The organism is Sporosarcina ureae DSM 2281 (assembly GCF_000425545.1).
Classification (GTDB): domain Bacteria; phylum Bacillota; class Bacilli; order Bacillales_A; family Planococcaceae; genus Sporosarcina; species Sporosarcina ureae.
In genome coordinates this window covers 1-14,682 of sequence record NZ_AUDQ01000011.1, presented here as the reverse complement: position 1 = coordinate 14,682, position 14,682 = coordinate 1, and the positions used below count along the sequence as shown (strand labels likewise).

The following is a 14,682-nucleotide window of genomic DNA, read 5'->3' as shown; positions in this document are numbered from 1 at the left end:
GTGAAGTTCTTGCTTGAAATGGATGGAGAAAAGCCAATTTATATACAAATTGCAGAATGGTTAGAAACGGAAATTATTGACGGTACGTTACAAGCGGACGATAAAGTGTACTCACAGTATCAACTGGCAGATCTTTTCAATATTAATCCTGCGACTGCGGGGAAGGGGCTGACGATTTTGCTTGATGCGGAACTTATTTACAAGAAACGGGGCCTTGGCACGTTTGTATCTGCTGATGCACGTGAGAAACTGCTGACGAAACGGAAAAGCGGCAGGTTAAGTCGTCTCGTGCAGGAGCTACTTAATGAAGCTGCATTGCTTGGCCTGCAAGAGGAACAACTCATTAAATTAATTCGGGCAGAGCGAAAGGAGAGGTCATAATGCCAGCAATTACTTTGAAAAACGTGACGAAAAGCTATCGATCTATTACAGTACTGAATCAGTTAAATTTAGAGATCCGTGAAAATGTCATTACGGGATTGGTAGGACGTAATGGTGTGGGAAAAACGACACTTATGAAGATGGTCGCAGGATTCATAAAAGAGTCAGACGGAGAGCTTCGTGTGTTTGGTGAGCGTCCCTTCAATAGTCTTAAGGTTTCTGCCAACATGATTTTCATAGACGATATGATGGGCTTTCCGGATGCGCTAACACTGGGTGATTTACTAATGGAATGTGATCGCTTCTATGAAAATTGGGATCAGGACCTGGCTATGCGTCTGCTCGAGTACTTCAAATTACCGCTGACGCTGAACCATCGTGTCCTGTCTAAAGGTAAACGCAGTACATTCAATGCTGTTGTCGGTATTGCTACACGTTGTCCACTAACCATGTTTGATGAGCCGATTACGGGAATGGATGCTGGAGCGCGAAGAGATTTTTACAGGGCGCTTCTGAAAGATTATTTAGCACATCCACGAACCATTCTTTTATCGAGTCACCATATGGAAGAAATGGAGGACTTGCTGGAGGATATTCTGATAATCGACGGGAAAAGCATTGCTTTTCATGGTCCGATTACGGAACTGCAGGAAAAGTTCCTCTCACTTCAAGCTAAAGAGAGTGTGCTTAAATCTCACGCGACTCGATACGGGGTCGTTCATCGATCGAATGCGGGTCCGATGACAGAATGGATTGTTGACAATGAGCATACGGAGGCTGAAGTGGATGAGCTGAAGCAGGCTGGTATCCGCGTATCGGCACTATCTGCAAGCGAAGCCTATTTGGCAATGACAGGCCAGACGACAGGAGGGGTAGACGATGTTTACAACGCAATGGAGCGTGAATGAATTGGCAAAGCGTCAGTATTTATTTAAATTGAGTACCAACGGAGCCGTATTTACGACACTGATTGTATTGCAGATCATTGGAACTATTTTCATAAGTGGCGCTGGATCTACTTTCATGAACGATTGGGGAGAGGGTATAACTTTCAACTTTACGTCGATATCGAATGACGGACAGGTAGGATTGACATTATTCTGGGCTCTCATTGTAGGATTCCTGTTGACATCGGCTGCCCAACGCAATGAATCTTTTTCATTCGTGACGAATCGTCTAACCTTTCAGCTCGCGAACTTCTATTTCATTTGTACTGCGGCATTACTCGGCGGTGTAACAACAGTGCTACTCGGGTCGGTCATGAAAATTGTCGCGCTGTTCGGCGACAATATCATCATAGAAACGACAGGTCTACTGACATCGCCGCTTGATTTCTTCTCACGGATTCTAGTGATGACAGCGTACACATTGTTGCTCATGATGATCGGGTATTTACTTGGAACCTTAATACAATTCAGCAAGTTGTTTATCGTCTTGTTTGGATTGATCTGGTTTATGTATTTCACGTTCGGTATCAACTTGTCAGTTGGCGAAGGTGAAAGCTTATTGTACTTTTACTACGGAGAGACATCGATTCTGTTATTTATTTTGAAAGTAGTAGTGTCGGTTTCCGTACTGTTTGGTATCAGCTTCTTTGTGACAAACCGTTTGGAGGTGAGAAATCCATGATGATTTTTATGGTTTTAATACCTGTGTTGCTGCTGCTTGGTCTAGTTTTAATTGTGATATTCACGAAAAATATGAAGCGCACGCGATTGAAGAAAAAGTTTCATCGCAATTTCATTTTTGGTTATCTTCTGTTGCTGCTGCTTGGTCTTGTCGTGGCGGAAGTCATGGAACGTAAGGTAGAACATCAAAATCCCCCAAAAGTAAACGTAGAGGACGTGGAGTTTGATTTGCCGGCAGCAATAATAGAAGGGACACCGATTCCTGAAAAATTTGTTTTGGCGAAGCGGTCGCATAAAGTAAAAGGTGAACTAGTGATACCCTCTTTCACAAATGCTTATCTTTTAATCGAACGTACACCTGACAACAGCCATACCATTACAGAAACCGTCTACACCCCTGAACTGATGGCGAATATAGGGGACGAAAATGATGTGTATTATGACGTTACAGAACGGCTTGAAAGTGCATTGCCGATTTGGGAAAGTAATTTAATGACTGTACCTAAACAACCACTTAATAATATACAGTATACGTTTTATCATGATTCAAATATATTGAATCAGTTCACTGGGGAAAAAACGTATGGTTATTCTTCAGGTTCGGTGTCAAGATCTATGACGATTCACTTGATCGTACCCGAATCAATTGTGCTGAAACTTCCAGAGCTAGAAAATGAATATGGAACTTATATAGATGTGATTGAATAGAAAAAGACTGAAGCGTAAAACGCCGCATTGTTTGTGGCATTTAAGCTTCAGTCTTTTGTATTATCCGCGTTCTACAGGCATCGAACAACATCTGAAAGAACCGCCTGATTTAATGATTTCAGAGAAGTCGACTTCTATGACTTCAAATCCATTTGCGCGTAAGTTTGCATTCACTTGTTCGTTTTGTGGAAGGCTGAATACTTTATTATTACCAATGGAGAGAACATTAGTACCTAGCGAAAACTGTTCATCTTCCGCCACTTCGATCAGTTGGTACGAATCTGCCAGTTGATGGAGTGTTTCCTGATCAAACGCTGCTGGAAAGACTAGCGCTTTTTCGGGAGAAAGGATATTGAAAACGCAGTCTAGATGCAAGTACCGTCCGTCAAATGCAATTCGCTTAAGTTGATGATCAGGAAGCTGTTCTTCCAGCTTGTTAACAGCTTCCTCGGATGTACGGCTACTGATGCCGATGTAGAGAGTATCCCGGTCGACAATAATGTCTCCGCCTTCCATTCGATCCGTCGCGGATTGATAGGGAATGTCTTGTGCGATCAGCCATTCTTTTAGCGTGAGTTCTTCCCCTTTTCGTATATTTGCAGCCAAGTCTGCGATAAATACTTCATTACCGATTGTGAATCCAATATCCCGTGTAAAGACTTGTTCAGGGTATTTTTCAGAAGTAGGCAGCGTGATGACCTCCACTCCGTTCTCCTTCAAAAGCTTCTCAAATTCTGCGTGCTGATTCATTGCACGGCTTTTATTGATATTTTCATTTTCATACTTTTTTTGTACTTCGTTAATGACTTCATCAATCGCCATGAATTCTGGCTGGCATAATATGACTCGGCGCAATGTATCATATTCTGTTACGCATTTTACCGTATCTATTCTTTGGTTATTAGCGGTCACTGTCAGTGTGCCTCCCATTCATGAAAGTACTTTGTATTATTCCCATTTACGAATTTTATAAACTTCTCTAGCTAATAGGTTCCACTGTTTCAGAAAGGCCTCTCACAGCGCCTGACAATCGGTTAGAAAAACAATACAGTAAACGCTTACATATTTCCATTGACAAATAATTTAGAAAACGTTTAAAATAGGTTAAACGACTATATAGCGACACTTTTGAGTTGATTGAATTTGGATGGGGTGAAGTGCAATGGATCAGAGGAAAAGAGAAATAGGGTTCTGGTGGTCGGTCTTACCGTTAGTATTGATGATTCTGGTCATGATTATTACCGTAGTACAGCTTAAAGAAGGACCGCACATGCCGCTAATTGTAGGAACTGCCATTGCGTCACTCGTAGCTTGGCGTCATGGCTTCTCGTGGAAAGAAATTGAGGAAATGATGTACAAAGGAATTCGTTTGGCCCTTCCGGCAGTAATCATCATTATGCTTGTCGGTTTGGTTATTGGCTCGTGGATGGGCGGTGGAATAGTCGCGACAATGATTTTTTACGGATTGAAAATCATTACACCTTCTTGGTTCCTAGTAGCCATTGCACTGATCTGCTCAATTGTTTCATTGGCAATAGGTAGCTCCTGGTCGACAATGGCAACGATTGGTGTAGCCGGAATGGGTATTGGACTCAGTATGGGAATCCCTGCAGGTATGGTAGCGGGAGCTGTCATTTCTGGCGCATATTTTGGAGACAAAATGTCACCGTTATCGGATACAACCAATTTAGCCGCAGGACTTACGGGAACGAATTTGTTCGATCATATTAAGCATATGTTGTATACGACAATTCCTGGATTAGTAATTGCTCTTGGTGCGTTTACATTCCTTGGAAGAAAATTTGGTTCAGGTGAAGCAGAATTAACATCGATTGCACAAACAGCCCAGGTCATGCAAGATAGCTTCGTTATATCGCCTTGGCTATTGCTAGTTCCTTTAGCAGTCATTTTGATGGTCGCTATGAAGATTCCTGCAGTGCCGGCACTGATTATCGGAATTGTTTTAGGTTTTTTATCGCATGTAACAATTCAGTCGGGGACGTTTGTGGATGCACTTGGTGCTCTGCAGAGTGGTTTTGCGATTGAGACAGGTAACCAGCTTGTAGATAAACTATTTAATGGTGGCGGCTTGGATAGTATGATGTATACCGTCTCTATGACTATTGTGGCCATGACCTTCGGTGGTATTCTTGAGTATTCAGGTATGTTGCGAGCAATTATGACGCAATTACTGAAGGTTGTAAAATCTACGTCCACATTAATTATTTCAACGATTGGTGCGTGTATCATGACCAATGCAACTTGTTCTGAACAATATATTTCGATCGTTGTACCTTCCAGAATGTTCAGTAAAACATATAAAGATATGGGACTGAGCTCGAAGAACTTGTCGCGTGCATTGGAAGATGGAGGAACGCTTACGTCCGTATTTATTCCTTGGAATACTTGTGGTGTGTTTATATTCGGTACGCTTGGTGTCAGTGTAGTAGAATACGGCCCATACGCTATTCTGAATTTTGCTGTTCCTCTTATTTCAATTATCTACGCTTTTACAGGTTTCGCTGTTGTCAAAATGACGTCTGAAGAAATTGTGGAAATGAATGAGCAAGAAGCGAAGTTGGAACTTGAGGCACAGCTCGAATAATGTAAAAAGGCAAAGCCGAGGTATTTTAACGGCTTTGCCTTTTTAATAGATAGCAAGCTTCATTTTGTACAATGCACGTGGTCTACCTTGGCTGTAGGTCATTTCTTCACCAACTGTATCGACAAATTGTTGATCCATTAGCTTTTTAATTGTACGTTCAGCAGTTCTTCTGGAAACGGCTAAATATCCTGCTAAGTCATTAGCGGTGAATGGTGTAGATTGCCTGAATTGATCAAACTGAGTTAGCTTGGAAATGACAGCTGGGCTCAATGTCGTCTTTTCACTGATCTTAAGCAAGTCTGGGTCGTCCAACCTCAGCGCAACTGAAGGTTTTGTAGCTGGCAAAGGACCGTGTAGTTTCTTATGTTCATCAAGCATGAAAATCCCTTTGTCTATTGCTTGTTTACCAAGTTGCAGTGCACTCATTGCATTGTCACTAGCTTCTACGATCGTTTGTCCTAATCCAAAAGATAAAGTAGATGCAGGATGGAGGGATTCACAGAACTGGATGAAGTCCTTCATTGCTAAAACAAATTCGATGGTTCCTATAGTAGTGTAAAAAAAGAAGCTACTTTCTTTCTCTTTCCATTGTGCCTGCAAGTAGTTTGCTAGTGTCTCAATGGTGTCCTGTGGAAGTTGCTCAGGTTGATGAACTTGCAGTATACCTACAGCGATTTTAGTCGCTTCGCTTCTTGTTAAATTCGCTTGTTGGACAGCGTGTTCCATTGCACGTAAAATATTGCTTGCAGGATCCAACATCCGGAATGACGGGATGCCTGCCGCTTGTAATTGATCATACACGGCATGCACACTAGTTACTGCCATTTTTGACTTTCCGCTTTTTACATGCTCAATATGAAAGTTCATAACAGCCTGCAAATCACTATTGGATTGCAGTTCATATATAGCAGGCTTCTGCATGGAAGAGAGAGGACCGAGATCTTGCAGAATCTGTTCAATGTGTATTTTGTTTTTTATATCTAGAGAAATATCATGAATTGCGATATTTTTTTCTGAAGCAAGGTATAATAAAGTGACAGCGATAGTATGTTCATTTTGCTGAATATAAAATGTTGGAATCGAGATAGTCCGAAGAACTTGCTCAGACGCTTCATAAGGCAAGGAGCCAGAGAACAAAATAGCGTGACAAGGTTTCAGTGTCTCCAGTAAACGAGGAGCTTCGGACGGACTATCATATTGATAGTAATCAATGCGCATATTATGGGGCAACATAATATTCTCTGCTTGTCGACAAAATTCTTGTGAGCCGACCAATGCAATAGTAACCTTCATAATGGGACCTCCTCTTCTCATTAGCGACTATTTAACGACAATCATACAATACGAATGAAAAGCTGCCAATAGGAAAGGAAGAAAAATAATGAAAATAACTGAAATTGAAATTTTTGCAATTCGATTACCGCTCTATGAACCATTTGTAATTAGCTACGCATCTTATGATGATATGCCTTCTATTATCGTAAAACTTACAACAGACACAGGTTACGTAGGGTATGGTGAAGCAGTAGCAGACGACCATGTCACGGGTGAAAGTTGGGAAGGTACATTTGCTGTACTTCGTCACACACTTGCTCCTGCTTTACTCGGAGAAAATCCAAGTCGCTTTGGGAAAATTCATGAAGTGATGGATCAAGCGATTTACGGTGTACCTACAGCGAAAGCGGCGCTAGACATGGCTTGCTTTGACGCAGTAGGGAAGGCATATGGTATCCCTGCCTATAATTTACTTGGGGGTCGTTATCATGAGAAGTTTCCAATTACGCATGTGTTAAGTATTGCTTCACCTGAACATATGGCACAAGAAGCTGCTGATCGTGTGGCAGCTGGCTATAGTTCATTAAAGATGAAAGTCGGTACCAACGCAGCTGAAGACGTCAAGCGAATTCAGGCCGTGCGTGAGCGTGTTGGCAAAGATATTGCAATCCGAGTGGATGTTAACCAAGGTTGGGTCAACAGTGCGACGACATTGCAGGCAATGAAACAATTGGAGAGCTGTGAACTGGATTGGCTCGAGCAGCCAGTCAAAGCGGATGATATCGATGCAATGGTAGAAATCAAATCGAAAATCGCGACGCCTCTAATGGCTGATGAGGGATTGCGTGGCGTGCGCGAGATGCGTGAAATCATAGCAAAACGTGCAGCAGATAAAGTGAATATCAAGCTCATGAAATGTGGGGGTATGTATCCTGCAATGAAGCTTGCACATATGGCGGAGATGGCAGGTATCGAATGTCAGGTTGGATCAATGGTGGAGTCGTCTATTGGATCTGCAGCAGGCTTTCATGTAGCATTCTCACAAAAAGCGATGACGAGTGTAGAATTGACCGGCCCGTTGAAATTTAGTAAAGACGTCGGCAATCTGCACTATGATGTACCGTTTATTGAACTCAATGAAAAGCCTGGACTTGGCATCGATGTAGATGAACAAGCGCTAGAAGAATTGACGGTGCGTAAAGAAAAGGTGATACTATGACATTGCAAGCATCACTTTCACTTCTAACAGAAGATCAGCTGCCGGAAGTTCTAGCTTTACAACAACGAATCATTGCTGTTCTTGAGCAACCTGATTTTCTTCAACCGCTAACAGAAGAAGAGTTTGTGTATATTCTACGCGGTAATGGCATGATGGTAGGAGCTTTCATCGATCATCGTCTCATCGCGTTCCGTGCTATGTTGGACCCTGGTGAAGATGAAGAGCATTTAGGAATCGATGCGGGAGTATTAACAAATGAATTATCTAGTGTGCTGTACTCGGAGATTTCGGGTGTGGATCCAGACTATAGAGGGCATGGACTGCAAACGAAACTCGGTAAATGGCTAATGGAACATGTCGAGAGAGATCGTTATCGCTATATTTGTACAACCGTTGCACCATTTAATATTCCAAGCTTGAAAGATAAATTTGCACTAGGTTTACGAATCAAAGAACTCAAAGTGAAATATGGCAATAAACTGCGCTATATTTTATTCAAGGATCTCCAAGAGCCTTCCCGTGGAACGACGTCGGAACAGCAATTTGTTCTGATGGAGAATACCGAACAGCAGCAAAAATTGTTGAAACAAGGTTGGATTGGAGAATATATTGAGAAAAAGAACGACCACTGGTATGTAAAGTACGTAAAATAATGCATTTGCATCATGTAAGACTATGCCTTTAAGCGTAGTCTTTTTTTCATTGTCCATAAGCATTTCAAGTGCCCAACAGATCTAGAATGCCAACTCTATGGTAAAATTAAGGAACTACAAATTGAAAGGTTGATATCCGTAATGCAAAATTCTTCTGTAAAACTCACTTCATTATCTTCAAAAGGAGGCTGCGGTTGTAAAATAGGACCCGCTGATTTAGCTGAAGTTCTACGAACATTGCCTCCTGGCGTCGCGGACCCTAATTTACTTGTCGGATTGGATACAGGCGACGACGCAGGTGTATATAAGATAAATGATACGACTGCTATCGTGCAGACCCTAGATTTCTTCACACCCATTGTCAATGATCCATATGATTTTGGACAAGTGGCAGCGGCGAATGCGATCAGTGATGTCTATGCAATGGGCGGTAAACCAATTACAGCGTTGAATATCGTCGCATTCCCGATCCATACACTTGACCGCAGTATCTTGACGGAGATCTTGCGCGGAGCTGCTGACAAATTAAAAGAAGCGGGTGCAGTTCTTGTCGGTGGCCACTCCATTGATGATCAGGAGCCAAAGTTCGGTATGCAAGTAACTGGAACGGTACATCCTGACAAGATTCGTACAAATGCAGGGGCGAAACCAGGCGATCGTTTGATTCTGACAAAACCGATTGGTGTAGGTATCATGACCACTTCGTTGAAAAACGGATTATTGTCTGAAGAAGAAGAAATTCACGTAACAAAAGTGATGACAACACTCAATAAAAAAGCGGCTGAAGTAATGGATGATTACAGCATTCATGCATCAACAGACGTAACAGGCTTTGGCTTACTTGGACATGCTTCTGAAATGGCAACAGGTAGTGGTGTATGCTTGCGAATCGATAACGAGAAAGTTCCTGTATTACCACGTACAAGAGAACTAGCAGAAGCCGGTTCGGTTCCGGGCGGTACGAAAAACAACTTTGCACATATAGAAGATATGGTCGAATATCCAGAATCATTGGATCAAATCGGCAGATGGATTTTATGTGACGCAGTAACTTCTGGTGGCTTGCTAGTAGCAGTTGCTGGAGATGAGGCAGATCGTTTGCATGCACAATTACGTGAAGCTGGAGTCGATGCGCATATTATTGGAGAAGTAACCGATGAACATACCGGTCGAATTATCGTGCAGTAAATCAAGGAGATGGAAAATAACATGGTACGAGATATTACATTGACGGACGCACTCGAATTACAGAAAAACCATTCACATACATTAGTCGATGTACGCTCTCCGAAAGAGTTTGAGGAAGCAACTATTCCAGGCAGTATTAACATTCCGATTTTCACGAATGAAGAACGCGCGGAAGTAGGTACGCTTTATAAGCAAGTAGGAAAACAAGCCGCTATGGATCATGGTCTGGCTATTTTCTCTAAAAAACTACCCGAGTTCATTGCGGAGTTCAGGAAAATAGACACGCAAATCACTGTGTTTTGCTGGCGTGGTGGCATGCGAAGCAAAACGGCAATGACCGTACTGGAATTGATGGGCATCCGCTCAAGCCGAATCAGTGGCGGGATTCATACATATCGCCAGTGGGTCATTGCGAAACTGCAAGAACCAATCAAACCTAAATTGCTTGTATTAAATGGCTATACAGGAAGCGGCAAGACGAAGATTCTTCACAAGCTAATGGAAGACGGCTGTCCGGTCATCGATCTAGAAGGTATGGCAGGACATCGAGGTTCGATATTCGGACAAATCGGTGTAAAGCCGAACAACCAGAAGAAATTTGAATTGCTAATTGCAGATAAACTGGAAAAGTATGAAAATGAACCATATATCTTCATAGAAGGCGAAAGCAAACGCATAGGGCAAGTACATATGCCGGAACTACTGTTTGAGAGAAAAGGCCAGAGTCCGCAGTGGATTATTAGATTGCCGGTCAAAGCGCGGGTTGAAGAAATCCTTTCCGAGTATGAACCGGAAAAACAACCAGAACTGTTTCTAGAAGCATTCTCAAGAATTCGCAAACGCATCCACCAACCCATTGCGGCAAAAATTCAGGAAGACCTGGAAAACGGACGTTTCGCGGAAGCTGTAGAACAGCTATTGACTCACTACTACGATCCGCAGTACGAACACTCCGTAGCCCGCTTCGCTACAACTGGCCAAGACGTGATCGAGGCTGAATCCGTGCAAGAAGCGTATGAAGAATGCCTGAAACGGTATAAAGAGCTAATGAAATAAATGAAGGTAGACTATCCTGTCGGGTAGTCTTTTCTTTTGCGTAAAAATAAAATGAGTTGAGTGCAGTCCGCCTGCGTAGATCAAAGAAACTCTCACTTCTGGTTAATATTATTCAATTCAGACCACTAGAAAAGTTTGTCAGACAACTAACTAGGGTATTCTTAAAACTATCATCAATCAGACATTCAACGAGAAAAACTGATATAGAAAAGAGGAAATGCCATGATCGAGCTGAAAACAAATCTACCAGGAAAAAAATCACTATTTGGAGATGCGCGGAACATACTTCTGGAACATGATATCCAAATGGGAGGCAACTGGGACTTTGACCGCGGAAACTTCGACACTATCTTGAATCAGGACGGTAGCGATACGATCTACTTACGAATACCTTTTCACGTAGTGGACGGTGAACTCGATGAAGATAGCGCAATGATCGAATTTGACGTACCTTTTATCATCAATCACGTAGTAAATATTGGATTGGATGACGATGACAGCCCTGTATTAGCTTCTGTCGGACTCGACCAGTTCCAGACACCGGAAGATAAAGACGGACCTATTGTATACGATGAAAAGTGGGTACATGAAGGGGAAGCGCGAATAGCAAAGTTCTCAGATCATCCTATTTTTATCGCTCCACTAGTATAAAATCTTATACTATGAAAGGACAAGCAGGCCTGGCAAAACAGGGCCTGCTTGTTTTCTTGTACGGAAAAGCCCCCTCATTATCCTGACTAATGTATGATAAGATAAATAAAGTGTAAAAAATCAATGAACTTGCAAATCCATTACGTGGTAATAAAAAGGTGGGAATTTCATGTCAAGACAGCAAGATTATTCATACTATACAAAATCTAAAGCTGCACAGAAGCAATTGTATAAGCGCTCCTTACTTGTCGTGATCATTTCCCAAATATTTAGTGGTGCCGGACTTGCAGCTGGAATCACAGTAGGTGCGCTATTGATCCAAGACATGACGGGAAATGAAAGCTTAGCCGGTATGCCGATTGCGCTGTCTACTTTTGGTTCCGCATTCTCTGCCTATCTCGTCGGCAGGTTATCTCAGCGTTACGGTCGTCGACTCGGCCTCGGTGCAGGCTTTATTACCGGTGGTGTAGGGGCATTCGGTGTGATATTTGCTGTGATGACCGGCAGTCTTGCTGTGTTATTCATCTTTCTGTTTATCTATGGGGCAGGTACATCTTCCAATCTACAAGCTCGCTATGCTGGAACAGACCTTGCGAGTGAAAAGCAACGAGCTACTGCAGTCAGTGTCGCTCTTGTTTCAACCACAGTTGGTGCTGTAGCTGGCCCCAATCTCGTCTTACCAATGGGACATATAGCAGATCTACTCGGTATTCCTACATTAACTGGCGTATTTCTACTGGCGGGTGTCGCCTACGTATTATCAGGGCTGACATTCTTGCTGTTTTTACGACCCGATCCGTTACTCGTTGCACGTGAGATTGAACTGGCTGAACAAAAGGAACGTGAAGAGTCTCATGAAGGATATGTTGTTCATCAGCATAAGGCAAATAAGATGGGTATTTGGGTAGGTGGCATCGTGCTCGTACTGTCGCATGGTGTCATGGTTGCTATTATGACGATGACCCCTGTCCATATGCAGCACCATGGCGCTGAGATATCAGGTATTGGTTTGGTAATCGGCTTACATATAGCGGGTATGTATTTACCGTCCGTTTTTACGGGTGTGTTAGTAGACCGGATTGGACGACCTACTATGGTTGTAGCTTCGGGCGTGACACTTGCGTTAGCAGGTATTCTCGCAGCCTATGTAGCAGGCGGATCGATATTCTGGATGTCCGCATCACTCATATTACTAGGTGTGGGCTGGAACTTCGGATTAATCAGTGGAACGGCCATTGTTATCGATTCTACTGATGTGTTAACTCGCGCGAAGATCCAAGGGAGCATCGACGTGTTTGTCGCACTAGCAGGAACAATAGGTGGACTTGCATCGGGAATTGTCGTGGCGTTCTTAGGTTTTTCCATGTTAAGTTTTCTCGGAACCTATATTTCCTTACTACTTATTCCGCTCATTATTTGGATGCGGTATAAACAAAAGAATATTCCTGCACAGACTGCCTGACAAAAACGGATTATTTCCTCGGAAATAATCCGTTTTTCTTGCGTAAACGACAGGCTTGGCTGTGGGGCATCTTATCATTCTTTCGCATAGAGTAACAACGTAGAAAGAAATAGGAGGGATCGTTCATTGAATCAGCAAAGTGAGTATTGGATGAATCACTGGCAACATCCGCAGTATCGTAGGATTTCAATGGAGCAGGCAAACGAAATTGCCAGACAAAGAGTACCCGGTGAAGTAGTCAAATCAGAACTGGAATTTGACGACGGTATGTTGATATATGAAGTGGATATTCGCACAGCAGAAGGGCATAAGTATGAAGTCAAATTAGATGCGGTGACCGGTGAGGTACTGAGGGTGAAATTAGATTGATGTGAAACAAGGAATGAAGTTCGATTACTTTTCCAAGTCTATTATTCTGTGTATGATGAAAGTAAGAACTATACACAGAAAGCAGGGAATTAGTATGTACACACCTATTGATTACTCCAATAACCTACAAGAGAAGTACGCACAACTTGCAACACAGTTGGATGCACTAGTATCGGGAGAGCCAAACGTATACGCAAACTTAAGCAACGCATCTGCATTACTCAATCAATTCTTCGATCGCATCAATTGGGTTGGTTTTTACTTGATGGATGGCGATGAACTCGTTCTCGGCCCGTTCCAGGGATTACCGGCATGTATCCGTATTCCGCTCGGTAGAGGTGTTTGCGGAACAGTTGCGAAGACAAGAGAGGGCTTAGTCGTACCGGACGTCAACGCGTTCCCAGGCCATATAGCATGCGACGCAGCATCTCGTTCCGAAGTCGTTGTACCGTTGATTAAAGATGGAGAAGTGTTTGGTGTACTCGACATCGACAGTCCTGAACTAGATCGCTTTACGCAAGATGACTTGGCGGGATTGACGCAAGTAGTAGAAGCACTTATGAAGCATATCTAGTGAAGAAATGAGGTAACAGGAAGATATAGTTGTTTGACGTTACATGCGGACGCTTTCCCATGGGCTCGGCTTGAGCCAAGTGAACAGTGAAGGGTCTACTTTGCCGTATTTTTGTGTACTTTGCAGAAATTAAGGCACCTAGCCAGGATCTCAAGGCTCTCGCTAATCCATAGGGAGTGGCCGCCGTCCATTTACAATCAACTAGTATCTCTTTCTCGATTTAGAGACCTTAATAACAAATTGATAAATAGTAATGTACATTATTCAGTAGAACTTGAAATAACTAAGTAAGAAATTAATACTTAGTTATTTCATAATTGCAGTGAAGTTGTAAGTTCCTTTAGTCATTGTATAGGATTGAAATGGAAGAGGGGGCGACTCCGAGAGGATCAGCGTGCGCCTTGAGATCCCGCAGAAGCGAAGCGCACGAGGAAGCTCAAGCCACGCCCTCCGGAAAGCGTCCCCCTCTGGAATGTAAATCCCGAACCGTTTAGTACTTATCTTTTAAAGATTCTGTTCACTTTCGCTATTAAAATTAAAAAGCACGCCGGAGAAGTTTAGTTCTGGGCTAACCTAAATTTTTGAGACAATATAAAACACCTTCGAAGTGGTACACTTGTAAAAAGTACTTATAACGGAGGTGTTTTTGCGTGGGCAAAAACGTATATTCAAGCGAAGTAAAATGGGCAGTTGTCAAAGATAAATTAAGTGGTGAGTTAACAACTAACGAAATTATGGAGAAACATGGAATCAAAAATAAATCCCAGGTTGAAACTTGGATGAGATGGTATCGTGCAAATGAAATGTATCGTTTTGATCAACCTATAGGTAAACAATATACCTTCGGTCACGGGCCAGAACTTTCGAGTGAAGCGGACAAGAAGGAACGACAGTTGTCCCATTTAAAGATGGA

16 protein-coding genes are annotated in these 14,682 nt (G+C 42.7%); 14 read left to right on the top strand and 2 right to left on the bottom strand.

Annotation, left to right across the window (positions count from 1 at the left end; genetic code table 11):
* Positions 1–18: 18 nt before the first annotated feature.
* The 4 genes from H605_RS0111220 to H605_RS0111205 are packed head-to-tail and all read left to right on the top strand — an operon-like array spanning position 19 to position 2,717.
* Complete coding sequence (locus H605_RS0111220; protein ID WP_037561973.1) at positions 19–381, top strand: GntR family transcriptional regulator; 363 nt, start codon at positions 19–21, stop codon at positions 379–381.
* Positions 381–1,289 (top strand): ATP-binding cassette domain-containing protein, encoded by a 909-nt coding sequence (locus H605_RS0111215; RefSeq protein ID WP_037561962.1) that lies wholly within the window; start codon positions 381–383, stop codon positions 1,287–1,289. The genes H605_RS0111220 and H605_RS0111215 overlap by 1 nt, the downstream gene beginning before the upstream one ends.
* Complete coding sequence (locus tag H605_RS0111210; protein WP_029054297.1) at positions 1,261–2,010, top strand: hypothetical protein; 750 nt, start codon at positions 1,261–1,263, stop codon at positions 2,008–2,010. The genes H605_RS0111215 and H605_RS0111210 overlap by 29 nt, the downstream gene beginning before the upstream one ends.
* Entirely contained in the window at positions 2,007–2,717 is a 711-nt protein-coding gene (locus H605_RS0111205) for a hypothetical protein (protein ID WP_029054296.1), read from the top strand. Before H605_RS0111210 ends, H605_RS0111205 begins: the two co-directional genes overlap by 4 nt.
* 60 nt (positions 2,718–2,777) lie before the next feature.
* On the opposite strand, the gene H605_RS0111200 is transcribed toward H605_RS0111205, so the two are convergent.
* Positions 2,778–3,647 carry a dimethylarginine dimethylaminohydrolase family protein gene (locus H605_RS0111200; protein ID WP_051210562.1) on the bottom strand — a complete coding sequence of 290 codons (870 nt, stop codon included), beginning with the start codon at positions 3,645–3,647 and terminating at the stop codon, positions 2,778–2,780.
* A gap of 232 nt (positions 3,648–3,879) precedes the next feature.
* On the opposite strand from H605_RS0111200, the gene nhaC reads away from it, so the two are divergent.
* On the top strand, positions 3,880–5,322 hold the full coding sequence (nhaC, locus tag H605_RS0111195) for a Na+/H+ antiporter NhaC (RefSeq protein ID WP_029054294.1): 1,443 nt from the start codon (positions 3,880–3,882) through the stop codon (positions 5,320–5,322).
* A gap of 42 nt (positions 5,323–5,364) precedes the next feature.
* On the opposite strand, the gene H605_RS0111190 is transcribed toward nhaC, so the two are convergent.
* Entirely contained in the window at positions 5,365–6,615 is a 1,251-nt protein-coding gene (locus tag H605_RS0111190; RefSeq protein WP_029054293.1) for an HTH domain-containing protein, read from the bottom strand.
* 88 nt (positions 6,616–6,703) lie between these two features.
* Here H605_RS0111190 and H605_RS0111185 point away from each other — a divergent pair, with 88 nt between their 5' ends.
* The 9 genes from H605_RS0111185 to H605_RS0111145 all read left to right on the top strand — a co-directional run.
* Positions 6,704–7,816 carry a mandelate racemase/muconate lactonizing enzyme family protein gene (locus H605_RS0111185; protein WP_029054292.1) on the top strand — a complete coding sequence of 371 codons (1,113 nt, stop codon included), beginning with the start codon at positions 6,704–6,706 and terminating at the stop codon, positions 7,814–7,816.
* Positions 7,813–8,469: a GNAT family protein gene (locus tag H605_RS0111180; RefSeq protein ID WP_029054291.1), complete on the top strand. Its 657-nt coding sequence runs from the start codon at positions 7,813–7,815 to the stop codon at positions 8,467–8,469. The genes H605_RS0111185 and H605_RS0111180 overlap by 4 nt, the downstream gene beginning before the upstream one ends.
* A 141-nt stretch (positions 8,470–8,610) precedes the next feature.
* Positions 8,611–9,657: a selenide, water dikinase SelD gene (selD, locus tag H605_RS0111175; protein WP_029054290.1), complete on the top strand. Its 1,047-nt coding sequence runs from the start codon at positions 8,611–8,613 to the stop codon at positions 9,655–9,657.
* Between the two features lie 21 nt (positions 9,658–9,678).
* Positions 9,679–10,713 carry a tRNA 2-selenouridine(34) synthase MnmH gene (mnmH, locus tag H605_RS0111170; RefSeq protein ID WP_029054289.1) on the top strand — a complete coding sequence of 345 codons (1,035 nt, stop codon included), beginning with the start codon at positions 9,679–9,681 and terminating at the stop codon, positions 10,711–10,713.
* A gap of 222 nt (positions 10,714–10,935) precedes the next feature.
* Positions 10,936–11,364, top strand: coding sequence for a YugN family protein (locus H605_RS0111165; RefSeq protein WP_029054288.1), 429 nt, complete (start codon positions 10,936–10,938; stop codon positions 11,362–11,364).
* 169 nt (positions 11,365–11,533) lie between these two features.
* Complete coding sequence (locus tag H605_RS0111160) at positions 11,534–12,826, top strand: MFS transporter (RefSeq protein WP_029054287.1); 1,293 nt, start codon at positions 11,534–11,536, stop codon at positions 12,824–12,826.
* Between the two features lie 126 nt (positions 12,827–12,952).
* Positions 12,953–13,195, top strand: a complete 243-nt coding sequence (locus H605_RS0111155) for a PepSY domain-containing protein (protein WP_199083962.1) — start codon at positions 12,953–12,955, stop codon at positions 13,193–13,195.
* A 94-nt stretch (positions 13,196–13,289) separates the two neighbouring features.
* Positions 13,290–13,769 carry a GAF domain-containing protein gene (locus H605_RS0111150; RefSeq protein ID WP_029054285.1) on the top strand — a complete coding sequence of 160 codons (480 nt, stop codon included), beginning with the start codon at positions 13,290–13,292 and terminating at the stop codon, positions 13,767–13,769.
* A gap of 650 nt (positions 13,770–14,419) precedes the next feature.
* Positions 14,420–14,682: IS3 family transposase (locus tag H605_RS0111145; protein WP_029054284.1), on the top strand; the 263-nt coding region annotated here is incomplete at its 3' end.